This window comes from Bacillus sp. FSL R5-0416 (assembly GCF_037975425.1).
GTDB classification, from domain to species: domain Bacteria; phylum Bacillota; class Bacilli; order Bacillales; family Bacillaceae; genus Bacillus; species Bacillus subtilis.
In genome coordinates this window covers 2,798,730-2,823,435 of sequence record NZ_CP150252.1, presented here as the reverse complement: position 1 = coordinate 2,823,435, position 24,706 = coordinate 2,798,730, and the positions used below count along the sequence as shown (strand labels likewise).

General features: G+C 44.0%; 27 protein-coding genes and 2 other annotated features. Of the genes, 23 read left to right on the top strand and 4 right to left on the bottom strand.

Going from position 1 to position 24,706, the window contains the following annotated elements; genetic code table 11:
- Positions 1 to 29: 29 nt before the first annotated feature.
- The 3 genes from hemL to cotN all read left to right on the top strand — a co-directional run bounded on the left by hemL (position 30) and on the right by cotN (position 4,229).
- Entirely contained in the window at positions 30 to 1,322 is a 1,293-nt protein-coding gene (hemL, locus tag NYE20_RS15080) for a glutamate-1-semialdehyde 2,1-aminomutase (RefSeq protein WP_015384279.1), read from the top strand.
- 130 nt (positions 1,323 to 1,452) lie between these two features.
- Positions 1,453 to 3,171 (top strand): spore coat morphogenetic protein SpoVID, encoded by a 1,719-nt coding sequence (spoVID, locus tag NYE20_RS15075; protein WP_161621715.1) that lies wholly within the window; start codon positions 1,453 to 1,455, stop codon positions 3,169 to 3,171.
- Between the two features lie 32 nt (positions 3,172 to 3,203).
- On the top strand, positions 3,204 to 4,229 hold the full coding sequence (gene cotN / locus NYE20_RS15070) for a spore coat protein CotN (protein ID WP_014480462.1): 1,026 nt from the start codon (positions 3,204 to 3,206) through the stop codon (positions 4,227 to 4,229).
- A gap of 18 nt (positions 4,230 to 4,247) precedes the next feature.
- Here the strand turns inward: cotN and NYE20_RS15065 are convergent, their stop codons facing one another.
- Positions 4,248 to 4,439: a hypothetical protein gene (locus NYE20_RS15065; protein WP_003222590.1), complete on the bottom strand. Its 192-nt coding sequence runs from the start codon at positions 4,437 to 4,439 to the stop codon at positions 4,248 to 4,250.
- Positions 4,440 to 4,604: 165 nt separating this feature from the next.
- Positions 4,605 to 4,827, top strand: a binding site (T-box leader).
- Positions 4,828 to 4,886: 59 nt separating this feature from the next.
- Between NYE20_RS15065 and valS the strand changes: the two genes are divergently transcribed.
- From valS to rpmA, 16 genes are all read left to right on the top strand, one after another.
- Positions 4,887 to 7,529, top strand: coding sequence for a valine--tRNA ligase (valS, locus tag NYE20_RS15060; RefSeq protein WP_161621714.1), 2,643 nt, complete (start codon positions 4,887 to 4,889; stop codon positions 7,527 to 7,529).
- 59 nt (positions 7,530 to 7,588) lie between these two features.
- The gene (locus NYE20_RS15055) at positions 7,589 to 8,881 is read left to right on the top strand and encodes a folylpolyglutamate synthase/dihydrofolate synthase family protein (protein WP_003229640.1); all 1,293 of its coding nucleotides are present in this window, start codon (positions 7,589 to 7,591) and stop codon (positions 8,879 to 8,881) included.
- Between the two features lie 140 nt (positions 8,882 to 9,021).
- Entirely contained in the window at positions 9,022 to 9,768 is a 747-nt protein-coding gene (locus tag NYE20_RS15050; protein WP_021480242.1) for an A24 family peptidase, read from the top strand.
- Positions 9,769 to 9,901: 133 nt separating this feature from the next.
- Complete coding sequence (gene spoIIB / locus NYE20_RS15045; RefSeq protein WP_021480241.1) at positions 9,902 to 10,900, top strand: stage II sporulation protein SpoIIB; 999 nt, start codon at positions 9,902 to 9,904, stop codon at positions 10,898 to 10,900.
- 152 nt (positions 10,901 to 11,052) lie between these two features.
- On the top strand, positions 11,053 to 11,622 hold the full coding sequence (locus NYE20_RS15040; RefSeq protein WP_004398496.1) for a Maf family nucleotide pyrophosphatase: 570 nt from the start codon (positions 11,053 to 11,055) through the stop codon (positions 11,620 to 11,622).
- 36 nt (positions 11,623 to 11,658) lie between these two features.
- On the top strand, positions 11,659 to 12,354 hold the full coding sequence (gene radC / locus NYE20_RS15035) for a DNA repair protein RadC (RefSeq protein WP_021480240.1): 696 nt from the start codon (positions 11,659 to 11,661) through the stop codon (positions 12,352 to 12,354).
- Between the two features lie 91 nt (positions 12,355 to 12,445).
- Entirely contained in the window at positions 12,446 to 13,459 is a 1,014-nt protein-coding gene (gene mreB, locus NYE20_RS15030; RefSeq protein ID WP_003229650.1) for a cell shape-determining protein MreB, read from the top strand.
- A 30-nt stretch (positions 13,460 to 13,489) separates the two neighbouring features.
- A complete protein-coding gene (gene mreC / locus NYE20_RS15025; RefSeq protein WP_003222609.1) occupies positions 13,490 to 14,362 on the top strand; it encodes a rod shape-determining protein MreC in 873 nt (290 codons plus the stop codon).
- Entirely contained in the window at positions 14,359 to 14,877 is a 519-nt protein-coding gene (gene mreD, locus NYE20_RS15020) for a rod shape-determining protein MreD (protein ID WP_004398811.1), read from the top strand. The genes mreC and mreD overlap by 4 nt, the downstream gene beginning before the upstream one ends.
- Before the next feature lie 52 nt (positions 14,878 to 14,929).
- A complete protein-coding gene (gene minC / locus NYE20_RS15015; protein ID WP_004398901.1) occupies positions 14,930 to 15,610 on the top strand; it encodes a septum site-determining protein MinC in 681 nt (226 codons plus the stop codon).
- A gap of 1 nt (position 15,611) precedes the next feature.
- The gene (gene minD / locus NYE20_RS15010; RefSeq protein WP_004398624.1) at positions 15,612 to 16,418 is read left to right on the top strand and encodes a septum site-determining protein MinD; all 807 of its coding nucleotides are present in this window, start codon (positions 15,612 to 15,614) and stop codon (positions 16,416 to 16,418) included.
- Positions 16,419 to 16,566: 148 nt separating this feature from the next.
- Positions 16,567 to 17,361 carry a stage IV sporulation protein SpoIVFA gene (spoIVFA, locus tag NYE20_RS15005; protein WP_161621712.1) on the top strand — a complete coding sequence of 265 codons (795 nt, stop codon included), beginning with the start codon at positions 16,567 to 16,569 and terminating at the stop codon, positions 17,359 to 17,361.
- On the top strand, positions 17,354 to 18,220 hold the full coding sequence (spoIVFB, locus tag NYE20_RS15000; RefSeq protein WP_004398649.1) for a stage IV sporulation intramembrane metalloprotease SpoIVFB: 867 nt from the start codon (positions 17,354 to 17,356) through the stop codon (positions 18,218 to 18,220). Before spoIVFA ends, spoIVFB begins: the two co-directional genes overlap by 8 nt.
- A 61-nt stretch (positions 18,221 to 18,281) precedes the next feature.
- Positions 18,282 to 18,357: a sequence feature (ribosomal protein L21 leader region), on the top strand.
- 13 nt (positions 18,358 to 18,370) lie between these two features.
- Positions 18,371 to 18,679, top strand: coding sequence for a 50S ribosomal protein L21 (rplU, locus tag NYE20_RS14995; protein ID WP_003229668.1), 309 nt, complete (start codon positions 18,371 to 18,373; stop codon positions 18,677 to 18,679).
- 2 nt (positions 18,680 to 18,681) lie between these two features.
- The gene (locus NYE20_RS14990; RefSeq protein WP_003229669.1) at positions 18,682 to 19,020 is read left to right on the top strand and encodes a ribosomal-processing cysteine protease Prp; all 339 of its coding nucleotides are present in this window, start codon (positions 18,682 to 18,684) and stop codon (positions 19,018 to 19,020) included.
- A 12-nt stretch (positions 19,021 to 19,032) separates the two neighbouring features.
- A complete protein-coding gene (gene rpmA / locus NYE20_RS14985) occupies positions 19,033 to 19,317 on the top strand; it encodes a 50S ribosomal protein L27 (RefSeq protein WP_003222623.1) in 285 nt (94 codons plus the stop codon).
- 120 nt (positions 19,318 to 19,437) lie between these two features.
- On the opposite strand, the gene NYE20_RS14980 is transcribed toward rpmA, so the two are convergent.
- Complete coding sequence (locus NYE20_RS14980; protein WP_003229671.1) at positions 19,438 to 19,560, bottom strand: hypothetical protein; 123 nt, start codon at positions 19,558 to 19,560, stop codon at positions 19,438 to 19,440.
- Between the two features lie 77 nt (positions 19,561 to 19,637).
- Between NYE20_RS14980 and spo0B the strand changes: the two genes are divergently transcribed.
- From spo0B to pheA, 4 genes are read left to right on the top strand one after another with little or no spacing between them, the layout of a single operon-like run.
- Positions 19,638 to 20,216, top strand: a complete 579-nt coding sequence (gene spo0B, locus NYE20_RS14975) for a sporulation initiation phosphotransferase Sop0B (protein WP_004399131.1) — start codon at positions 19,638 to 19,640, stop codon at positions 20,214 to 20,216.
- A gap of 33 nt (positions 20,217 to 20,249) precedes the next feature.
- Complete coding sequence (obgE, locus tag NYE20_RS14970; protein ID WP_003229675.1) at positions 20,250 to 21,536, top strand: GTPase ObgE; 1,287 nt, start codon at positions 20,250 to 20,252, stop codon at positions 21,534 to 21,536.
- Positions 21,537 to 21,596: 60 nt separating this feature from the next.
- Positions 21,597 to 22,040 carry a transcriptional regulator ThrR gene (gene thrR / locus NYE20_RS14965; RefSeq protein ID WP_003222630.1) on the top strand — a complete coding sequence of 148 codons (444 nt, stop codon included), beginning with the start codon at positions 21,597 to 21,599 and terminating at the stop codon, positions 22,038 to 22,040.
- A gap of 16 nt (positions 22,041 to 22,056) precedes the next feature.
- Complete coding sequence (pheA, locus tag NYE20_RS14960) at positions 22,057 to 22,914, top strand: prephenate dehydratase (protein ID WP_014477545.1); 858 nt, start codon at positions 22,057 to 22,059, stop codon at positions 22,912 to 22,914.
- 23 nt (positions 22,915 to 22,937) lie between these two features.
- Here the strand turns inward: pheA and NYE20_RS14955 are convergent, their stop codons facing one another.
- Positions 22,938 to 23,480: a transcription repressor NadR gene (locus tag NYE20_RS14955; RefSeq protein WP_004398582.1), complete on the bottom strand. Its 543-nt coding sequence runs from the start codon at positions 23,478 to 23,480 to the stop codon at positions 22,938 to 22,940.
- Positions 23,440 to 24,627, bottom strand: a complete 1,188-nt coding sequence (nifS, locus tag NYE20_RS14950) for a cysteine desulfurase NifS (protein WP_161621711.1) — start codon at positions 24,625 to 24,627, stop codon at positions 23,440 to 23,442. Before nifS ends, NYE20_RS14955 begins: the two co-directional genes overlap by 41 nt.
- Positions 24,628 to 24,706 lie beyond the last annotated feature (79 nt).

Here is a 24,706-nt window from a genome sequence, read left to right as displayed (position 1 = left end):
TTTTATTCAGTTGACAGGAGTTGAGGCAGATGAGAAGCTATGAAAAATCAAAAACGGCTTTTAAAGAAGCGCAAAAACTCATGCCGGGCGGTGTGAACAGTCCCGTTCGCGCATTTAAATCGGTAGACATGGACCCGATATTTATGGAGCGCGGAAAAGGCTCGAAAATCTTTGATATTGACGGGAATGAATATATTGACTACGTCTTGTCATGGGGGCCTTTAATTTTAGGGCATACAAATGACCGCGTCGTAGAAAGCCTCAAAAAAGTGGCTGAATATGGGACAAGCTTCGGTGCTCCGACTGAAGTAGAAAATGAACTGGCTAAGCTCGTCATTGATCGTGTGCCATCTGTAGAAATTGTACGAATGGTAAGCTCCGGAACAGAGGCTACAATGAGTGCCCTCCGTTTGGCAAGGGGCTATACGGGCCGCAACAAGATTTTAAAATTTGAGGGCTGCTACCACGGACACGGCGATTCTCTCTTGATTAAAGCTGGTTCAGGTGTTGCCACTCTCGGACTGCCTGACAGCCCGGGGGTGCCTGAAGGCATTGCGAAAAACACCATCACCGTTCCGTACAATGATTTAGAAAGTGTAAAGCTTGCTTTCCAGCAATTCGGTGAAGACATTGCGGGAGTCATTGTAGAGCCAGTTGCCGGAAATATGGGTGTTGTTCCGCCGCAAGAAGGTTTCCTGCAGGGTCTGCGTGATATCACTGAGCAGTACGGCTCCCTGCTGATTTTTGATGAAGTGATGACTGGCTTCCGGGTCGATTATAACTGCGCTCAAGGCTACTTCGGCGTAACGCCTGATCTGACTTGTTTAGGAAAAGTAATCGGGGGCGGACTTCCTGTCGGCGCTTATGGCGGAAAGGCAGAAATCATGGAGCAGATCGCTCCAAGCGGCCCGATCTATCAAGCTGGTACATTGTCAGGCAATCCGCTTGCGATGACGGCTGGCTTAGAGACATTGAAACAGCTGACACCTGATTCCTACAAGAATTTCATCAAAAAAGGCGACAGACTGGAAGAAGGAATTTCAAAAGCTGCCGAGGCTCATGGCATTCCGCATACCTTTAACCGTGCAGGTTCGATGATCGGTTTCTTCTTTACAAACGAACCAGTCATCAATTATGAAACAGCGAAATCATCTGATTTGAAGCTGTTCGCAAGCTATTATAAAGGGATGGCAAATGAAGGGGTATTCCTTCCGCCATCACAATTCGAAGGTCTTTTCCTCTCAACGGCCCATACTGATGAAGATATTGAAAACACAATCCAGGCAGCTGAGAAAGTATTTGCTGAGATCAGCCGCAGATAAGAGTGAAAACCGGTATCAAGGACTCCTTGTGCCGGTTTTTTCGTGCTCTCCCACTCATATTTTCTCCAGTTCATACATACACCTTTAGTGACATCTAATTTTAAGGATTAGATGAAAGGAGGATATGAACTTGCCGCAAAATCATCGATTGCAATTTTCTGTAGAAGAATCGATCTGTTTCCAAAAAGGACAGGAAGTTTCTGAACTGCTTTCTATTTCATTAGATCCTGATATTAGGGTTCAGGAAGTAAATGATTATGTATCAATCATAGGATCGCTTGAACTTACAGGTGAGTACAACATAGATCAAAACAAACATACCGAAGAGATTTATACAGATAAGCGGTTTGTTGAACAAGTCAGAAAGAGAGAGGATGGAAGTGCGGAACTGACTCACTGTTTTCCTGTGGATATTACCATTCCGAAAAATAAAGTGAGCCATTTACAGGATGTCTTCGTCTTTATTGACGCATTTGACTATCAATTGACGGATTCGCGCATTTTAACAATTCAAGCTGATTTAGCGATCGAAGGGCTTTTGGACGATACGCAAGACAAAGAGCCGGAGATACCTTTATATGAAGCTCCTGCGGCATTCAGGGAGGAAGAGCTTTCAGAGCCGCCGGCACATAGTGTAGTAGAAGAACCGGGTGCATCATCGGCAGAGGAAGCAGTTCTTCAGCATGAACCGCCAGCCGAACCGCCAGAACTTTTTATCTCGAAAGCGGGCCTCCGTGAAGAACTGGAGACAGAATCTGAGCCGCCTGAATCGGTTGCTTCAGAACCAGAGGCCAGAGAAGATGTGAAAGAGGAAGACGAGTCAGAAAAGCTTGCTGTGCCGGAAACGGAGGTTCGTGCTGAATCGGAAACAGCAGAATCTGAGCCAGAACCTGATCCTTCAGAAATAGAGATTCAAGAGATCGTTAAAGCAAAAAAAGAAACGGCTGAGCCGGCAGCTGCAATAGCGGATGTTCGTGAAGAAGCAGACTCTCCAGCGGAGACTGAGCTTCGTGAACACGCTGGAGCAGAAGAATCGCCTGCTTTGGAAGCTGAACTTCATTCAGAGACTGTGATTGCAGAGGAAAAAGAGGAAACAACAGCGTCTCCTAATCATGAATATGCGCTGCGCCAAGAGGCTCAAAATGAAGAAGCAGCTCAATCAGATCAGGCTGATCCTACGCTTTGCCAAGAAGAGGCGGAAGCGGATGAAGCTTTGGAGAGTGTATCAGAGGCCGCTCTCTCCATAGAAGATAGCAGAGAAACAGCTTCAGCTGTATATGTGGAGAATGACAAAGCCGATTTACATTTCCATTTCAATCAAAAAACAAGCTCGGAGGAGGCATCTCAAGAAGAATTGCCTGAACTGGCATACCGTACCTTCCTGCCTGAACAAGAAGAGGAGGATTCTTTTTATTCAGCGCCTAAGCTGCTGGAGGAGGAAGAACAAGAGGAAGAGAGCTTCGAAATTGAAGTGAGAAAAACACCATCAGCTGAAGAGCCTAAGGAAGAAACACCTTTTCAATCCTTCCAGCTGCCTGAATCTTCTGAGACTGAAAGGAAGGAAACGGATGCTGTTCCTAGGGTTGCTCCTGCTGCTGAAACGAAGGAACCTCAAACAAAGGAAAGTGATAATTCTCTTTATTTAACAAAACTCTTTACAAAAGAAGCGGATGAGTTTTCGAGAATGAAAATTTGTATTGTGCAGCAGGAAGATACGATCGAGCGTTTATGCGAACGGTATGAAATTACATCCCAGCAGCTGATCAGGATGAATTCTTTAGCCTTGGATGATGAATTAAAAGCAGGACAGATTCTCTATATTCCTCAATATAAAAATAGCCATGCGTAAACCGTAAGTGATCGGAAAATGTGGTGAATGAAATGGAAGATACCCAATCGGTTCTTCAGGAATACGGACTGACTGCTCAATTTATTGAGCCTGTCAGTCCTCTTGTTTGGAAAGTGTATACAGACTACGGCATATTTGCCCTGAAAAAATTGAAAGAGGGGCGCGGCAAGCATTTTACAGATCATATGGTGGCGATTGAGGAAAAAGGCTTTCGTTCATTCGTTCCCGTTTACAGAACAAATAGCGGTGAGTTTTTCTCAGCAGGCATACAATACGGAGATACCTACTATTTAATGCCTTGGCTCCAATTTGACCAAGAGGAAGAACGGGATCAGAAACATGCTTATTTATTTAGAGAAACAGCCCGTCTTCACGAGAGAACCGCGCAGGAACTAAAGGTTAGACGTGATGAGATTGAACGTTATTACGGGCAAACGAAAAAAAAGTGGGAACAAGATAAAATTTTCTATGAGCAGTTTGTGGATAGAGCGGAGAAGGAGTGGTACCTTTCTCCTTTTGAACTCCAGGCCATAACCTATTTTTCAGAAACCATTTCCGCGGTGAATTTTGCGCTGGAACGGTTGGAGGACTGGTATGAGTCTGCAAAGGAAAAGGACGTTTCAAGGGTTGTAATGAACCACGGCAGCCTGTCTATACACCATTTTCTGTATAATGATGCCGGGACCGGATATTTTACAAACTTCGAAAGAGCATCTGTCGGTCCGCCGCAAAACGACCTGCTCGGCTTTTATACAAAAATGTTCAGAGGCTTTCCGAAAGCTTGTCCGGAATGCGTCGAATGGTTTTATGGATATACGAAATCATTCCCTTTGCGTGAAGCGGAAGTCAGCCTTTTTCTCAGCTATATGGCATATCCGGCAGCCATGTACAAGGTGCTGAACGGTTATCAAACTGGGAAAAGACAGCATGAAAAAGAGGAATGTACACAATTATTAAAGGCTTATTGGCAAATGAAAAATATAGAGCCGTTTGTGATGAAAATCCATCAGATTGAACAAGAGAAAAAATTTCAGGCTGAAAACGAGTCCACGTCTTAATGGCGCGGACTTGTTTGTTTATATCCATTCTAAATGAAGGGCGCAAGCTAAAAAGATTAGGATTGCGAGCAGCAAAACATCAAAGGTTGTCGGAAAGAAAATGGTTCTGATTCCTTGAAAAATCGTAATGGGAATAATCACTTGTGCGGATACAAGCCGAATTTGCCTTACCCATGGCGGCAGCGAATAAGAGCTGAAACGTTTCTTCACGGTGCATCCTCCTCTACGCATTTACAAGCATCATATGTAAACTTGGGCAATAGGTGCCTGCCCATCTGTATAGAAAGCGGTGTTTTTGGAAAAGATGATTGACGAATCAAAAACACTTTTACTATAATAAAGAACATAAATAATGTATACAATGAGCTGATAAATACACCTGCTTAGAACGGGAAGAGTACAAAAAAGGCGCATGCAGAGAGAGAAGCCGTTTGCTGAAAGGCTTCTTATGTTGTCTGATTGGAAGGTCGCCCGGGAGCATAATTTCTTGAAAGAAGAGTAGAGAAATTCGGGAAACACCCGTTATCCGTTATAAGTGCATGAACTGATAGAGTTCATGAAAAAAGGTGGTACCGCGAAAGAGCTTTTCGTCCTTTTACAGGGATGAAGAGCTCTTTTTTCGTTCTCAGCCATTTTTAAACATGCTGGAGGGTTATGATGGAAACGAATGAACAAACAATGCCGACGAAATATGATTCGGCAGCGGTTGAAAAAGACCGATATGATTTTTGGCTAAAAGGCAAATTTTTTGAAGCGGGCAGTGACCAGACAAAAGAGCCATACTCTGTTGTCATCCCGCCGCCAAACGTAACAGGAAGACTTCACCTTGGCCACGCATGGGACACAACGCTGCAAGACATTGTAACAAGAATGAAACGCATGCAGGGCTATGATGTGCTGTGGCTTCCTGGCATGGACCACGCCGGCATCGCGACACAGGCTAAAGTGGAGGCGAAACTTCGTGAAGAAGGCAAATCCCGCTACGATTTAGGCCGTGAAAAATTCCTCGAAGAAACGTGGAAGTGGAAGGAAGAATATGCTGACTTTATTCGCAGCCAGTGGGCGAAATTAGGTCTTGGCCTAGATTATTCCCGTGAACGTTTTACGCTGGATGAAGGCTTGAGCAAAGCGGTAAGAGAAGTATTCGTTAAGCTTTATGAAAAAGGCCTGATCTACAGAGGCGAATATATTATTAACTGGGACCCAGCGACAAAAACAGCCCTATCCGACATTGAGGTGATTTACAAGGATGTTCAAGGCGCGTTCTATCATATGAGCTATCCGCTTGCTGACGGTTCAGGCTCAATTGAAATTGCGACGACACGTCCTGAAACAATGCTCGGTGATACAGCTGTTGCCGTTCACCCTGAAGACGAGCGCTATAAACACCTTATCGGAAAAACGGTGATCCTGCCGATTGTAAATCGTGAAATTCCGATTGTCGGTGATGACTATGTTGATATGGATTTTGGTTCAGGTGCCGTGAAAATTACGCCTGCTCATGATCCGAACGACTTCGAGCTTGGCAACCGCCACAATTTAGAACGCATTCTTGTCATGAATGAAGATGGCACGATGAATGAAAATGCTCTGCAATATCAAGGTATGGATCGTTTTGAATGCCGCAAAAAGCTCGTGAAAGATTTACAGGAGGCGGGAGTTCTCTTCAAGATCGAGGATCATATGCACTCTGTCGGCCATAGTGAACGAAGCGGGGCTGTTGTGGAGCCTTATCTTTCTACACAATGGTTTGTGCGCATGCAGCCGCTTGCTGATGTAGCGATTGAGCTGCAAAAGAAAGAAGAAAAGGTCAACTTTGTGCCTGACCGTTTCGAAAAAACGTATTTACACTGGATGGAAAACATCCGCGACTGGTGTATCTCCCGTCAATTGTGGTGGGGCCATCGTATTCCTGCCTGGTATCATAAAGAAACAGGCGAGCTATATGTCGGGCTTGAAGCGCCGGAAGACAGCGAAAATTGGGAACAGGATACAGACGTACTGGATACATGGTTCAGTTCTGCGCTATGGCCTTTCTCCACAATGGGCTGGCCTGATGTAACGGCTGAAGACTTTAAACGCTACTATCCGACAGATGTTCTCGTGACAGGGTACGATATCATTTTCTTCTGGGTATCACGCATGATTTTCCAAGGCATTGAATTTACAGGCGAGCGCCCGTTCAAAGATGTTTTAATCCACGGCTTAATCCGTGACGAGCAAGGCCGGAAAATGAGTAAATCTCTTGGCAACGGTGTCGACCCGATGGATGTGATTGACAAGTACGGAGCCGATTCTCTGCGTTATTTCCTTGCGACTGGAAGCTCTCCTGGCCAGGATCTGCGCTTCAGCTATGAAAAAGTGGAATCGACCTGGAATTTTGCCAATAAAATTTGGAACGCCTCTCGTTTTGCATTAATGAATATGGATGGCATGACGTACGATGAACTTGATCTGTCAGGCGAAAAGTCAGTCGCTGACAAGTGGATTTTAACGCGATTAAATGAAACGATCGAGCACGTGACCCAGCTTGCTGATCGATATGAATTTGGTGAAGTAGGACGCCATTTATATAACTTTATTTGGGATGATTTCTGTGATTGGTATATTGAAATGGCGAAGCTTCCGCTTTATGGAGAAGACGAAGCGGCTAAGAAAACTACCCGTTCCATCCTTGCTTACGTACTTGATCAAACGATGCGTCTGCTCCATCCGTTTATGCCATTCTTAACGGAGGAAATTTGGCAGCACCTTCCTCACCAAGGGGAATCGATTACAGTAAGTCAATGGCCTGTAGTAGTGCCGGAGCATACCGATACTGAAGCGGCAGCTGACATGAAGCTTCTTGTTGAGCTGATCCGTTCTGTGCGCAATATCCGCAGTGAAGTCAATACGCCAATGAGCAAGCAGGTTGAACTGTACATTAAAACAAGCACAGACGAAATAGCAGCCCGCCTCGAAGCGAACCGTTCATATGTTGAACGCTTTACGAATCCGAGCGTGCTTAAAATCGGCACCGATATTGAGGCTGTTGATAAGGCGATGACGGCCGTTGTCTCAGGAGCAGAGGTTATTCTTCCGCTTGAAGGCTTAATCAATATTGATGAAGAAATTGCCCGTCTGCAAAAAGAATTTGATAAACTGACAAAAGAAGTTGAGCGTGTCCAAAAGAAACTTGGAAATGAAGGATTTATGAAAAAAGCGCCTGCACACGTAATTGATGAAGAACGTGAAAAAGAAAAAGATTATGTGGCGAAGCGTGACGCTGTTCAAAAACGAATGGCTGAGCTGAAGGGTTAATGAAAAGCCGGGGCGGTTTCTAGAGAAACCGCCTTGTCTTATAAAAGAGGGGATTATCATTGTTTACTGCATATCAAGATGCGCGCAGCTGGATTCACGGGAGGCTGAAATTCGGGGTGAAGCCCGGACTTGGTCGAATGAAACAGCTGATGGCGCGGTTAGGACATCCTGAAAAAAAAATCCGAGCGTTCCACGTCGCAGGAACAAACGGTAAAGGATCAACTGTCGCTTTTATCCGTTCTATGCTGCAGGAAGCCGGATATACGGTTGGAACATTTACATCGCCTTATATTATTACGTTTAATGAACGGATCAGCGTAAACGGGATACCGATTTCAGATGAGGAATGGACAGCACTCGTCAATCAAATGAAACCGCACGTTGAAGCCCTTGATCAAACGGAATACGGACAGCCGACAGAATTTGAAATTATGACAGCTTGTGCATTTTTATATTTTGCAGAGTTTCATAAGGTCGATTTTGTTATTTTTGAAACAGGTCTGGGCGGTAGATTCGATTCTACTAATGTGGTTGAACCGCTCTTAACTGTGATTACAAGCATCGGACACGATCATATGAACATTTTGGGAAACACCATTGAAGAAATTGCAGGAGAAAAGGCCGGCATTATTAAAGAAGGTATTCCAATCGTTACAGCAGTTACCCAGCCGGAAGCTTTACAGGTCATCCGCCATGAAGCCGAACGGCATGCTGCGCCGTTCCAGTCATTGCATGATGCATGTGTTATTTTCAATGAAGAGGCTCTGCCTGCAGGAGAACAGTTTTCATTCAAAACGGAAGAGAAATGCTATGAAGATATTCGGACATCTCTGATTGGCACCCATCAAAGACAAAATGCTGCTTTGTCCATTTTGGCTGCGGAGTGGCTCAATAAGGAGAATATCGCCCATATCAGTGACGAAGCGTTAAGGAGCGGGCTTGTGAAGGCTGCTTGGCCGGGACGGTTAGAGCTTGTTCAGGAACATCCTCCGGTATATTTAGACGGTGCGCATAACGAAGAAGGTGTCGAAAAGCTGGCGGAAACGATGAAGCAGCGTTTCGCCAATTCACGCATTTCTGTGGTGTTTAGCGCGTTAAAGGACAAACCGTATCAGAACATGATTAAAAGACTGGAAACCATTGCTCATGCGATTCATTTTGCTTCTTTTGATTTCCCGCGTGCTTCCCTTGCAAAAGATCTCTATGATGCAAGTGAAATCAGCAATAAAAGCTGGAGTGAAGATCCAGACGATGTAATCAAATTCATAGAAAGTAAAAAGGGCTCAAATGAAATTGTGCTGATTACCGGATCTCTTTACTTTATTTCTGACATTCGAAAAAGGTTGAAATAAAAGCATCCGGCTCCGGCAGAATCAAAAAAAAGATTCTGCCGTTTTTTTTATGTGTAAAATTGAATATTCCTAATTGGAGCTCAGGATGTCCATTTTGCTACAATCCATACCAGTACTCAATGAGTAAAGGTGTGTTGTCTATGCTATCCATTCTTATTATCTTTGGGCTGATCCTTGGTTCTTTTTACTATACGGCCGGGTGCCGTATCCCCTTACATCTATCTATTATTGCGCCCCGTTCATCATGCCCGTTTTGCCGGCGGACATTAACTCCTGCAGAATTAATTCCCATCCTGTCATTCCTATTTCAAAAAGGTAAATGTAAAAGCTGCGGGCATAAGATTTCTTTTATGTATCCCACAGCAGAGCTTGTGACAGCGTGTTTATTTGCTGCCGCAGGAATACGCTTTGGCACATCGCTGGAACTGTTTCCCGCTGTGGTGTTTATCTCTCTTCTCATTATTGTTGCAGTGACAGATATTCATTTTATGCTGATTCCAAATCGAATATTGATTTTCTTTCTTCCCTTTTTGGCGGCCGCGAGATTGATTTCTCCGCTTGATTCCTGGTATGCAGGCCTGTTAGGTGCGGCAGCCGGATTTCTGTTTCTGGCTGTAATTGCCGCAATCACCCATGGGGGAGTAGGGGGAGGAGATATTAAATTATTTGCGGTGATTGGCTTTGTGCTTGGTGTGAAGATGCTGGCAGCTGCCTTTTTCTTTTCTGTTTTGATAGGTGCATTATATGGAGCGGCAGCTGTTCTGACTGGTAGACTCGCTAAAAGGCAGCCGCTTCCCTTCGCCCCCGCTATAGCCGCAGGGAGCATTTTAGCCTATTTATACGGTGACTCTATCATTTCTTTTTATATCAAAATGGCATTGGGCTGACTGCTGAAAAATTTGACGAACGTTTTTTGGACAAGGCGACAAAAGTCTTGTTCTTTTTTTCTTTGCCTGTGCTAAAGTGTGTAGCATGAAAAGCCGACAAGAACGGTCAAGCAAATGAAGGGAGGAAGCGGAATTGAAAAAAAGAAAGAATAAAAAAAACAGTAAAGCCGCAGAAAAAGCCCTCAAGGTGACGATTAATGGAAAAGAAGAGACGGTTTACGAACAAGAGACGCCTGAGACAGAGGCGAATAAAAGCATGACATTTTCAAATTGGGAGGAAAAAAGACAGGCAGAACAAGAGGTTGCGGCATCCCAGGAACACCCTGATGAAGATGAATTCAATTGGGATTCCGAGGAGGACAAGGTGTTTAAAGAGGACCCTAAAGTTGTTCCTCCTTTTCAAAAGAAAAAAACAAAGCTTTATGCAAAAGGAAAGACCGGGGCTGCCAAACCGGTAAAAAGAGTGGCCGCGACGATTGCCTTCGCGGCTGTCATTGGCACTGGATTAGGGTTATTCGCGTTAAACATATCGGGGAATAAAGAAGCGTCAGCACCGGCCTCTTTAGAGGATTCTTTAGGCAGCCAAACGGCAAAAGCAGGGGATACTTCAACTGAAAAACAAACTTCAGGCGCAGAAAAACAAGCGGCACAAACTGAAGGTACATACAAAACATACGCTGTGCAAGCCGGAAAATTTTCAAATGAAAAGGGCGCCGAAACGTTAACAGAACAATTGACCGAAAAAGGATATTCCGCCGTGTCACTGTCAAAGGATGATGGGTATACGTATGTCATCGCGGGCTTAGCCACTGATAAGGATGTCTCACAGCAGTTAGGACAGGTTTTAATCGACAGTGATTTTGAAGCCTGGGGAGGCAAGGAGCTTTCCTTATCAATAGAGTCAGATATGACAGATACTTTTAAGGAAACAGCGGAGCTTGCAGCAAAGGCGATTCTCGGCGAAGACATTACAAAAGCGAGTGTAGAGAAAATAGAAAAGTCGCTTGGTGAAACAAAAGCGTCAGAAACAGGAGAGAAAAAAGCGATTTTGCAGGCTTTAAAGGAATTAGAGGATCCAAGTGCTGAAGCCGGGTGGAAGGCTCAGCAGGAGCTGTTAGCCGTCGTAAAATAAGAGATAGTGCCCTGAGCCTTCGTCCTTTAGTGACAGGCTTTTTTTATTTTGTCATGAAAAAGTTATTTTTCTGAAATTGTGACAAGCCTCGTGATTTGGTAGGATAAACGAGTATCTTTTTTTCTTAAGCAAACCCTGAAAGGATGACGAACATGACAAAACCGCTAATACTTGCATCACAATCTCCGCGCAGGAAAGAACTCCTCGATCTTCTCCAGCTGCCCTACTCCATTATTGTCAGTGAAGTAGAAGAAAAATTAAATCGAAACTTTTCACCAGAAGAAAACGTCCAATGGTTGGCAAAACAAAAAGCTAAGGCTGTAGCTGATCTCCACCCGCATGCAATCGTTATCGGTGCTGATACAATGGTATGCCTTGACGGCGAATGCCTTGGCAAACCGCAGGATCAAGAAGAAGCTGCTTCTATGCTGAGGAGGCTTTCAGGCCGAAGTCACTCAGTAATAACCGCGGTCAGCATTCAAGCTGAAAATCACAGCGAGACTTTTTATGATAAGACAGAAGTTGCGTTTTGGTCCCTCAGTGAAGAAGAGATTTGGACGTATATTGAAACAAAAGAGCCGATGGATAAAGCAGGTGCATACGGCATCCAAGGAAGAGGCGCGCTTTTTGTAAAGAAAATAGACGGAGATTATTATTCAGTCATGGGTCTTCCTATATCAAAAACAATGAGAGCTCTTCGCCATTTTGATATAAGGGCATGACGGTTCTATAAACGGGAAGGGAAAGAAAAGGAGTGCTTGGTCATACAAGATCTGCCATTAAAACTCAAAGATTTCCCAATGAAAGAAAAGCCAAGAGAACGGCTCCTGAAAGTCGGAGCCGAGAACTTAGCGAATCATGAACTTTTGGCTATATTATTGCGGACAGGGACTAAACACGAATCTGTTTTGGACCTGTCAAACCGGCTGCTGCGCTCATTTGACGGGCTGCGTCTGCTCAAGGAAGCATCGGTTGAAGAGCTGTCAAGCATCCCGGGAATCGGTATGGTAAAAGCGATTCAAATACTGGCTGCAGTTGAGCTTGGAAGCCGGATTCATAAATTAGCCAACGAAGAACATTTCGTTATTCGCTCCCCGGAAGACGGCGCTAATCTTGTCATGGAGGATATGCGCTTTTTAACCCAGGAGCATTTTGTCTGTTTATACTTAAATACAAAAAATCAAGTCATCCATAAACGCACCGTATTTATCGGAAGCCTGAATTCATCTATTGTCCACCCGCGAGAGGTGTTTAAAGAAGCGTTTAAACGATCTGCCGCTTCCTTTATCTGTGTTCATAATCATCCTTCTGGAGATCCGACGCCGAGCAGGGAAGATATTGAAGTGACAAGACGGCTGTTTGAATGCGGAAACCTGATTGGCATCGAGCTGCTTGACCATTTGGTGATCGGGGATAAAAAATTTGTGAGTTTAAAGGAAAAAGGATATTTGTAACACTTTTTTTTTCGTCGAATTAAGCTATAATAGAGTTTATGAGTTTTTCCCTTTAGGGTATTTTTGCTTTAAGAAAGGAAGATACATACATATGTTTGGAATTGGTGCTAGAGACCTTGGTATAGATCTTGGAACTGCGAATACGCTTGTTTTTGTAAAAGGAAAAGGAATTGTTGTGAGAGAGCCGTCAGTTGTCGCTTTGCAGACGGATACGAAATCGATTGTCGCTGTCGGAAATGATGCGAAAAATATGATTGGACGGACACCGGGCAACGTGGTGGCTCTTCGCCCGATGAAAGACGGCGTTATCGCTGATTATGAAACAACGGCGACGATGATGAAATATTACATCAATCAGGCCATAAAAAATAAAGGCATGTTTGCCAGAAAACCATATGTAATGGTATGTGTCCCATCAGGCATTACAGCTGTTGAAGAACGCGCTGTTATCGATGCGACAAGACAGGCTGGAGCACGTGACGCGTATCCGATTGAAGAGCCTTTTGCCGCAGCAATCGGAGCCAATCTGCCAGTTTGGGAGCCGACTGGAAGCATGGTTGTTGATATCGGGGGCGGTACGACAGAAGTTGCGATTATTTCCCTCGGAGGCATCGTAACGTCTCAGTCAATCCGTGTAGCCGGTGATGAGATGGACGACGCAATTATCAACTACATCAGAAAAACGTACAACCTGATGATCGGTGACCGTACCGCTGAAGCGATTAAAATGGAAATCGGATCTGCAGAAGCTCCTGAAGAATCCGACAACATGGAAATCCGCGGACGCGATTTGCTGACAGGTCTGCCGAAAACAATTGAAATTACAGGAAAAGAGATTTCTAATGCTCTACGCGACACTGTATCTACAATTGTCGAAGCAGTGAAGAGCACACTCGAAAAAACACCGCCTGAGCTTGCAGCAGATATCATGGACAGAGGTATAGTGTTAACCGGCGGCGGAGCGCTTTTGCGCAATTTGGACAAAGTCATCAGCGAAGAAACAAAAATGCCGGTCCTTATCGCCGAAGATCCGCTTGATTGTGTAGCGATCGGAACAGGGAAAGCACTGGAGCACATCCATCTTTTCAAAGGGAAAACTAGATAATCGGGAGTTCAATAGAAGAGGTGTAACACGATGCCGAATAAGCGGTTAATGCTATTACTTCTGTGTATTATCATATTGGTGGCTATGATTGGATTTTCGCTGAAGGGCGGCCGCAATACCACCTGGCCTGAGAAAGTGATCGGCGATACGACGGGAGTATTTCAAAATATTTTTCATACGCCTGCCGAATTTTTTGCAGGAATATTTGAGAACATCAATGATTTAAAAAACACATACAAAGAAAACGAGCGTCTAAGAGAAAAACTTGACGGACAGACACAATATGAAGCCAAGCTTCAAGAGCTTGAAGAAGAAAACAAATCCTTGCGTGACGAGCTTGGCCATGTCAAATCGATTAAAGATTACAAGCCGATTTTAGCAACGGTCATCGCCAGAAGCCCTGATAATTGGGCGAAACAGGTCACCATTAACAAGGGGACTCAGCAAAACGTAGCGAAAGATATGGCCGTTACAAACGAAAAAGGCGCATTAATCGGCAAGATCAAAAGCTCCGGACTTAACAATTTTACGTCTACTGTTCAGCTTTTAAGCGATACTGACCGCAATAACAGAGTCGCGACAAAAATTTCCGGAAAAAAAGGCAGCAAAGGCTACGGCTTGATCGAAGGATATGACAAAGAGAAAAAACGTCTTAAGATGACAATTATTGAGCGTAAGGATAAACAAGACGTGAAAAAAGGCGATCTTATTGAAACATCAGGGACAGGCGGTGTTTTCCCAGAAGGGCTGACAATCGGTGAAGTGACTGATATCGAGTCAGATTCCTATGGACTGACGAAGGTTGCTTATGTAAAACCTGCGGCTGACCTTACAGATTTAAATAATGTGATCGTTGTAAACCGTGACGTGCCGACTGTCGATACAGAGGAGGAAGGATCGTGAAACGTTTCCTTCTCCCTTTCGTTATGATGCTTGTTTTTTCTGCGGAAAGCATTTTTACAGATTTGGTGCATTTTCCTTTCGTTACAGATGACCAAGTGCTCGCCCCGCGTTTTTTGATGCTTGTATTGATATTCATGTCGGCTTTTATCAACCAAAAACACGCGATGATTTACGGATTTATTTTTGGTTTTCTATATGACATGAACTATACAAGTCTATTAGGCGTTTACATGTTTGGTTTTGCAGGGCTATGCTATTTGGCTTCAAAAGCGTTTAAAGTGTTGCATACAAACGCATTTGTAGTGATATTGATAGCAGTTCTGGCTGTCTGTCTGCTCGAATTTTACGTATTCGGCATTCAGTCTTTGATTCATAAAGACATTATGACGTTTAACGGATTTGTGCTTGACCGATTTATACCGACAATTTTATTAAATATTGCAGCAGCTCTTATTCTTGTTCTGCCATTTAGATTGTTTTTTATGAGTCTAAAGAAAGAATTGAGAGATGAGTAAAAAGGATTTTATCTTTTTTTGACGAAATGAGTATGTTGTTGAGGTGAATATTGTGAAGACCAAAAAGCAGCAATATGTAACAATAAAAGGAACAAAGAATGGACTAACATTGCATCTGGATGATGCGTGTTCTTTTGATGAGCTTCTCGATGGTCTTCAGAATATGCTGTCAATTGAACAATATACCGATGGAAAAGGCCAGAAAATCAGCGTTCATGTTAAGCTGGGAAATCGCTTTTTATATAAGGAGCAAGAGGAACAGCTAACCGAATTGATTGCGTCAAAGAAAGATTTGTTTGTTCATTCTATTGACAGTGAAGTCATTACTAAAAAAGAAGCACAGCAGATAAGAGAGGAAGCCGAAATTATTTCTGTTTCAAAAATTGTCCGTTCAGGCCAAGTGCTGCAGGTAAAAGGCGACTTGCTCCTGATCGGTGACGTGAATCCCGGCGGAACAGTCAGGGCCGGAGGGAACATTTTTGTTCTGGGCTCACTGAAGGGAATCGCGCATGCTGGATTTAATGGAAATAATCAAGCGGTCATCGCCGCCTCTGAAATGCTTCCGACACAATTAAGAATCAATCATGTGTTAAATCGCTCCCCAGACCACATTCAAAAAGGGAACGAAATGGAATGTGCTTATTTAGATACAGACGGAAATATGGTCATTGAACGCCTTCAACATTTGGCTCATTTAAGACCTGATCTAACAAGGCTTGAGGGAGGAATGTGAATTGGGTGAGGCTATCGTAATAACTTCGGGAAAAGGCGGAGTAGGTAAGACAACAACATCTGCGAACCTCGGTACCGCCTTAGCCATTTTAGGGAAGCGCGTATGCTTAGTAGATACTGATATAGGACTGCGCAACCTTGATGTTGTAATGGGTCTTGAAAATAGAATTATTTACGATCTGGTAGACGTTGTAGAGGGCAGATGCAAAATGCATCAGGCGCTCGTAAAAGACAAACGTTTCGATGATCTGCTCTATTTAATGCCCGCTGCTCAAACGAGCGATAAGACAGCTGTTGCTCCTGAACAAATTAAAAACATGGTCCAAGAGCTCAAACAGGAATTTGACTATGTCATCATAGACTGTCCTGCCGGAATCGAGCAAGGGTACAAAAATGCCGTTTCCGGAGCTGATAAAGCGATTGTGGTCACTACGCCTGAAATCTCAGCTGTTCGTGATGCTGACCGTATTATAGGACTGCTGGAGCAAGAGGAAAATATTGAACCGCCGCGGCTCGTTGTTAACAGAATCAGAAATCACCTGATGAAAAACGGTGACACGATGGATATCGACGAAATCGTACAGCATCTGTCGATCGATTTGCTAGGAATCGTGGCTGATGATGATGAAGTCATCAAAGCTTCCAACCATGGTGAACCGATTGCGATGGACCCGAAAAATCGCGCTTCTATTGCATATCGCAATATTGCCCGCCGCATCTTAGGTGAATCTGTTCCTTTACAGGTGCTTGAAGAGCAAAACAAAGGAATGATGGCTAAGATTAAGTCATTTTTCGGAGTAAGATCTTAATGTGATAGAATCAAAGAGAAGAATCTGACAAAGCATATGCTGTGTCAGGTTTTTTTGTTTTTGCCTGCTTTGTTCTTGGCTAAACCGAATATTTGCCATGGACAAGACATATGATGTACAAACCCAACGAATGCAAAGGATGATGGCAATGAGTCACAGAGCAGATGAAATCAGAAAACAATTAGAGAAAAGAAGAAAGCAGCTTTCCGGCTCAAAACGTTTCTCTACTCAGACAGTTTCTGAAAAGCAGAAACCCCCGTCCTGGGTGATGGTAACGGATCAGGAAAAGCTTGGAACACTTCCGGTCTACGAAGATAACATGCCAGCATTCAACGGAAAACACCCATTGGTGAAAACAGATTCAATTATCCTGAAATGTCTTCTGTCGGCCTGCCTTGTTCTCGTTTCAGCTATAGCCTATAAAACAAACATTGGACCCGTCAGTCAGATTAAACCCGCGGTAGCCAAAACCTTTGAAACTGAATTTCAATTTGCCTCAGCAAGCCATTGGTTCGAAACCAAATTCGGAAATCCGCTTGCTTTCCTGGCTCCTGAACACAATAATAAGGAACAGCAAATTGAAGTAGGCAAAGATCTGATCGCGCCTGCATCCGGGAAAGTACAGCAGGATTTTCAGGACAATGGGGAAGGAATTAAAGTCGAAACAAGCAGCGATAAGATTGATAGTGTAAAAGAAGGCTATGTGGTTGAAGTCAGCAAAGACAGCCAGACGGGACTGACGGTTAAGGTGCAGCATGCTGACAACACCTATAGTATCTATGGCGAGCTCAAAGATGTGGATGTTGCTTTATATGATTTTGTGGATAAAGGCAAAAAGCTCGGTTCGATTAAGCTTGATGATCATAATAAAGGGGTCTATTATTTTGCCATGAAAGACGGCGATAAATTTATTGATCCGATTCAGGTGATTACATTTGAATAAATGGCTCGACCTTATCTTAAAGATCCATGTGCATCCTTTTCTTTGGATTATCGCGGCGCTGGGCTTGCTCACAGGCCATATGAAAGCATTATTATGTCTGCTCCTGATTGTATTGATTCATGAGCTGGGGCATGCTGCTCTGGCCGTATTTTTTTCTTGGAGAATCAAGCGTGTTTTTTTGCTGCCGTTTGGGGGAACGGTCGAAGTGGAAGAGCACGGGAATCGGCCGTTAAAGGAAGAGTTTGCGGTCATTATTGCCGGCCCTCTTCAGCACATCTGGCTTCAGTTTGCCGCCTGGATGCTTGCAGAAGTCTCAGTGATTCATCAGCATACCTTTGAACTCTTCACCTTTTATAATCTTTCTATCTTATTTGTCAATTTACTGCCGATCTGGCCGCTGGATGGAGGAAAACTGTTATTTTTGTTGTTTTCCAAACAGCTGCCTTTTCAAAAGGCTCACCGGCTTAATCTAAAAACGTCGCTCTGCTTCTGCCTGTTGCTCGGGTGCTGGGTTTTATTCGTGATTCCTCTGCAGATCAGCGCATGGGTTTTGTTTGTCTTTCTGGCTGTTTCCTTGTTTGAGGAATATCGGCAAAGGCACTATATCCATGTGAGATTTCTCCTCGAAAGGTATTACGGAAAAAACAGGGAGCTTGAGAAACTTCTGCCGCTGACAGTAAAGGCGGAGGATAAAGTCTATCATGTGATGGCCGAGTTCAAACGTGGCTGTAAGCATCCGATTATTATAGAAAAATCAGGCCAAAAGCTCAGCCAGCTTGACGAGAATGAAGTGCTGCACGCTTACTTTGCCGATAAGCGGACGAATTCTTCCATGGAGGAACTGCTTCTGCCCTACTAACTAAAACTGATTGACAAACGCCTTGTATTTTGGTATATTTTTTAATGTTATGGATGTAGCACCATTGCTACAACCGCTCAGTACAGGTGTTAAGAGCTTTTACAGCCCCCTGGTATCTGGCGAGTCTTAGTCTAATAGGAGGTGCAGAGAATGTACGCAATCATTAAAACAGGCGGTAAACAAATCAAAGTTGAAGAAGGCCAAACTGTTTACATCGAAAAACTTGCTGCTGAAGCAGGTGAAACAGTTACTTTTGAAGACGTTTTGTTTGTTGGCGGAGACAACGTGAAAGTCGGCAACCCTACAGTTGAAGGCGCAACAGTAACGGCTAAAGTTGAAAAACAAGGCCGCGCGAAAAAAATCACTGTTTTCAGATACAAACCAAAGAAAAACGTTCATAAAAAACAAGGTCATCGTCAGCCTTACACTAAAGTGACGATCGAAAAAATCAACGCGTAAGCATGATTCAGGCAACAATCAGAAGGTCTCATGATAAAGGCATATTGTCTTTTGAAATGACGGGCCATGCGAATTTTGCTGAACATGGACAAGATCTTGTTTGTGCCGGAGTGACAGCCGTTGTGTTTGGAGCCGTTAACGCGGTCATTGTGCTCGCGGGCTTCGAGCCGCTTCTTGATATAGGGGAGGACGGGGGTTATTTTTATTTTGAATTCCCTGAATCTCTTGATCCAGAGGCACGCCAAAAAGCTCAGCTGCTGATTGAAGGCATGATTGTTTCGCTGGAGACAATCGAACGGGATTACAAAGACAACTTGCGTGTGACCACAAACATAATATAGGAGGTGAGCTACATGCTTAGATTAGATCTTCAGTTTTTCGCTTCTAAAAAAGGAGTAGGTTCTACAAAGAACGGACGTGACTCTGAGGCTAAACGTTTAGGTGCTAAACGTGCTGACGGTCAATTCGTAACAGGCGGTTCTATCCTTTACCGTCAACGCGGAACAAAAATTTACCCAGGTGAAAACGTGGGCCGCGGCGGAGATGACACTCTATTTGCGAAAATCGACGGAACTGTTAAATTCGAACGTTTCGGCCGTGACCGCAAAAAAGTGAGCGTATATCCTGTAGCTCAATAATGATTCAAAAAACTCCGGTCGATGATGACTGGAGTTTTTTTTGCAATATGCGGAGTAAACACCTAGAATGAAATGCAGAGTATGTGCGAGCAGACCCCGCCAAGAATGAGAATAAACATCTCAAACCCACTGGATATGTTCCCCAAGCAGTAATACATAAAATGTTCTGCCTGGCTGCAAATCAACCAAAGCCAGAAAAAAGGAACATGATATTTCTGGGAAAAACAATTGTTTTTCTAACAAAGCCTTCTCTGTTATAATTCATAATACACACTTATACAGACTCCTAAATAAGAAATTAAATGATTGGGAGTGCGAAAATGAAGGATGTTTCAAAAAATCAAGAAGAAAATATAAGCGACACGGCATTAACAAACGAACTGATTCATCTGCTTGGCCATTCCCGGCATGATTGGATGAATAAGCTGCAGCTGATTAAAGGAAACTTAAGCTTACAGAAGTATGACCGTGTCTTTGAAATGATTGAAGAAATGGTTATAGACGCAAAGCACGAATCAAAGCTCTCAAACCTGAAAACACCGCATTTGGCGTTTGATTTTCTTACGTTTAATTGGAAAACCCATTATATGACGCTTGAATATGAAGTTCTCGGAGAAATTAAGGATTTGTCGGCTTATGATCAAAAGCTGGCGAAACTGATGAGAAAGCTGTTTCATCTGTTTGATCAAGCAGTCAGCAGAGAGAGTGAAAATCATTTAACGGTTTCGCTTCAAACGGATCATCCTGACAGACAGCTGATTCTGTACCTTGATTTTCACGGCGCCTTTGCCGATCCATCTGCTTTTGATGATATTCGGCAGAATGGATATGAGGACGTTGATATCATGCGTTTTGAAATCACGAGTCACGAATGTCTGATTGAAATTGGGTTGGACTAGCGGAGTTTTTAACGGTTTAGAACGGAGGACATTATGTTTGTAGATCAGGTCAAAGTATATGTAAAAGGCGGCGACGGCGGCAACGGTATGGTTGCGTTTCGCCGTGAAAAATATGTGCCGAAAGGCGGCCCTGCCGGCGGTGACGGAGGAAAGGGAGGAGACGTCGTTTTTGAAGTAGATGAAGGTCTCCGCACCCTGATGGATTTTAGATACAAAAAACACTTTAAAGCGATTCGCGGCGAGCATGGCATGTCCAAAAACCAGCACGGGCGAAATGCTGATGATATGGTCATTAAAGTTCCGCCGGGCACCGTTGTGACAGACGATGATACAAAACAGGTCATCGCTGATTTAACAGAGCACGGACAGCGGGCTGTCATTGCAAGAGGCGGAAGAGGCGGAAGAGGGAATAGCCGCTTTGCTACACCGGCTAATCCCGCGCCTCAGCTTTCAGAAAACGGCGAGCCGGGAAAAGAACGCTACATTGTTCTTGAATTAAAAGTGCTTGCAGATGTCGGACTTGTCGGGTTCCCGAGTGTGGGAAAATCTACTTTGCTGTCTGTTGTCTCATCTGCAAAACCGAAAATTGCGGACTATCACTTTACAACGCTTGTCCCGAATCTCGGCATGGTTGAAACGGATGACGGACGCAGCTTTGTCATGGCCGATTTGCCGGGGCTGATTGAAGGCGCACACCAAGGCGTCGGACTGGGCCACCAGTTTTTGCGCCATATTGAACGGACGAGGGTTATTGTTCACGTCATTGACATGTCAGGCTTAGAAGGCCGCGATCCGTATGAGGATTATCTTACGATTAACCAGGAGCTGAGCGAGTACAATCTGCGTCTCACCGAGCGTCCGCAAATTATCGTTGCAAATAAAATGGACATGCCGGAGGCTGCGGAAAATCTCGAAGCCTTTAAAGAAAAGCTGACGGATGATTATCCGGTATTCCCGATCAGTGCGGTGACAAGAGAAGGTCTGCGTGAGCTTCTGTTTGAGGTTGCCAATCAGCTTGAGAACACACCGGAATTCCCGCTGTATGACGAGGAAGAGCTTACACAAAACCGTGTCATGTACACGATGGAAAATGAAGAAGTGCCATTTAACATTACACGCGATCCAGACGGTGTATTTGTGCTTTCAGGAGACAGCCTTGAGCGGTTATTCAAGATGACTGATTTCTCACGTGATGAATCGGTTAAACGGTTTGCAAGACAGATGCGCGGAATGGGTGTTGATGAAGCACTCAGAGAACGCGGAGCCAAGGATGGAGATATAATCAGGCTTCTGGAATTTGAATTTGAATTTATTGATTAATGAATGTTGGCTGAAAAGAGAGCCTGGTGTCAGGCTCTCTATTTTAAAGGGGGGATGCAAATGAAAGAGGAGACATTTTATCTTGTCCGTGAAGATGTATTGCCCGATGCAATGAGAAAAACATTAGAAGTCAAAAAGCTGCTTGATCGAAAAAAAGCAGATTCAGTAGCAGATGCCGTTCAAAAGGTCGATTTAAGCAGAAGTGCGTTTTATAAATACAGGGATGCTGTTTTTCCATTCTACACCATGGTAAAAGAACAAATTATCACACTTTTCTTTCATTTAGAGGATAGGTCAGGTGCGTTATCTCAGCTTCTTCAGGCGGTAGCTGATTCTGGAAGCAACGTTCTTTCCATTCATCAGACCATTCCGCTTCAAGGCAGAGCAAATGTGACACTGTCTATCAGTACGTCGGCAATGGAAGAAGACATTCATACATTAATGAATAAGCTCAGGAAGTTTGATTTTGTAGAAAAGGTTGAAATATTAGGTTCAGGTGCATAAGGGAGAGAAAATCGTCATGAAAGTCGGTTATTTAGGTCCAGCAGCTACATTTACACATCTAGCAGTCAGTTCTTGTTTTCAAAACGGCGCCGAACATGTTGCTTACCGCACCATTCCGGAGTGTATAGATGCAGCCGTTGCAGGCGAAGTTGATTTTGCTTTTGTTCCTTTGGAAAATGCATTAGAAGGATCTGTTAATCTAACAATAGACTATTTAATACATGAACAGCCTTTGCCAATCGTGGGTGAAATGACGTTGCCGATTCATCAGCACTTGCTCGTCCATCCCTCTAGAGAGAATGCATGGAAAGAGCTCGACAAAATTTACTCGCATTCACACGCGATTGCGCAATGCCATAAATTTCTTCATCGACATTTTCCTTCCGTTCCATATGAATACGCCAATTCTACCGGGGCGGCAGCAAAGTTTGTCAGTGACCATCCCGAGCTGAATATCGGGGTCATTGCCAATGATATGGCAGCTTCTACATACGAATTAAAAATCGTGAAACGGGATATACAGGATTATAGGGACAATCATACAAGATTTGTTATCCTGTCTCCTGATGAAAACATATCTTTTGAAGTGAATTCAAAATTGAGTTCTAGGCCCAAAACGACCTTAATGGTCATGCTGCCGCAGGATGATCAGTCCGGGGCGCTGCATAGAGTGCTGTCTGCATTTTCTTGGAGAAATTTAAACTTGTCAAAAATTGAGTCACGTCCGACTAAAACCGGATTAGGCCATTATTTCTTTATTATTGATATTGAAAAAGCGTTTGATGATGTATTGATTCCAGGGGCCATGCAGGAGCTTGAAGCGCTCGGCTGCAAAGTGAAGCTCCTGGGTGCATACCAGTCTTACCAATTATAAAAAAGCCCTCTAGAGGGCTTTTTTTAGTCTTTAATTAAAATGCCGGCTTCTTCGAGGGCTTGGCAAGCTTGATCGATGCGATGTTCATCAGGTGCTGTCAGTGTATGCAGGTGCACGCCGTCGGTCAGCTGTGATAAGTAGGCAGCATTCGTAGAATTGATTTTTTTAATGAAATGGCTAACTTCCTTCCGGGTGCCTACTTGGATGGCTGCAGTTAAATCTCCATACACGGGATGCTCGATTTTTACGTCTTTTACTGTAACGCCTTCGTCGACGATGAGCTGCAGTTCCTCTTCTGTCCGTTCAGGACCGTGCAGACATGCTATGATTCTTTCTGCCTGCTGGTGCTGCTGAGCGGCTGCATCCATGTATACATATCCTTGGCTTGTGGCGATAATCGGTACATTTTTCGCTTTCAAGAGCGATATATCCTGTACAATAACCTGTCTTGAAACGTTCGCTTTTTTTGCGAGTTCTCCTCCTGTCAGCGGTGATTTAGATTCCTTCAGCCACAGAAGAAGCTGGTCACGCCTGTTGGCGCCCATTAGCTTTAATTCTTCGGTCAATATCAAATTCTCCTTTCTTTTGTTCCCAAAGCACTGTAAGCGTATGTAATAACTGTTCCAGCTGTTCAGCTGTTGTATGCCTGCCAAAAGAGATGCGGATAAATTGCAGAGCTTCTTGTTCGGTTTTTCTTAATGCTTTCATTGTTTCAGACGGACCGTGGTAACCTGCAGAACAAGCGCTGCCGGTTGAAATGCAAATATTACTCCGATTACATTCTAACATAACATATTGTCCTTCAAATGAGTGAAAAAAACACCCTATAATATGCGGAAGACATTCTGCTTGCGAAGTCTCTGCCGCAAGGGTTATAGGGAGAGACCGAATACGGATTTGGTCTAGAAAGTATGTTCTTAATGCCTCATTGCGGGATATCTGTTTTTCCATTTCGCTTACGATCAATTCTGCAGCGGCAGTGAAGGCACCGATCCCGGGAACATTTACGGTGCCGGCTCTGAATCCGTATTCGTGAGTAGTCAGAGGATAAACGGGTTTCCAAGGGACATCCGGACGGATATAGACCGCCCCTACTCCTTTTGGACCGTGGATTTTATGGCTGGACATTGAGAGTGCATCTACTCCCAGATTTTTTGTATTGATCGGGATCTTTCCAAACGTTTGAACAGCGTCGCAATGAAGAAGAATCCCCTTATTGTGCAGGTATGAAGACAGGCGTTGAATGGGCTGAATGATCCCGGTTTCAGAATTTGCATGCTGAATAGATATAAGGCCTGTTTCCGGCCGGATATGGGCTAGTAATATTTCCTCGGTAATAAGCCCGTATTCATTCGGTTCAATGACTGTTACATCATATCCCTGCTGTTCCAAAAAAGCAGCGCAATTATGAATGGACTGATGCTCCATGGCAGTCGTAATAAAATGTCTTTTCGTTTTTGGCAGGCCGTTTAGCAATGATTGAATGGCCAGAAAATTGGATTCAGTGCCGCCGCTTGTAAAATAGATGCCGCTTGCTTCTCCGCCAATGATGTTGGCGATTTTTTCACGGCAGTACTCCAGTATGTGCTTTGCTTTTCCTCCTGCATCATGCAGGCTGCTGGCATTTCCGTACATATCCATACTAAGCTTCTGATATACAGTAAGGGCTTCCTCACAAATAGGCGTTGTCGCTGCATAATCTAAATAAATCATCCGGTCTTCCTCCATCCGTTCTCCATAAAAAACTCTTGAGTTTATTTTATCCTTGTGTAAATATAGGTGTCAAGACAGG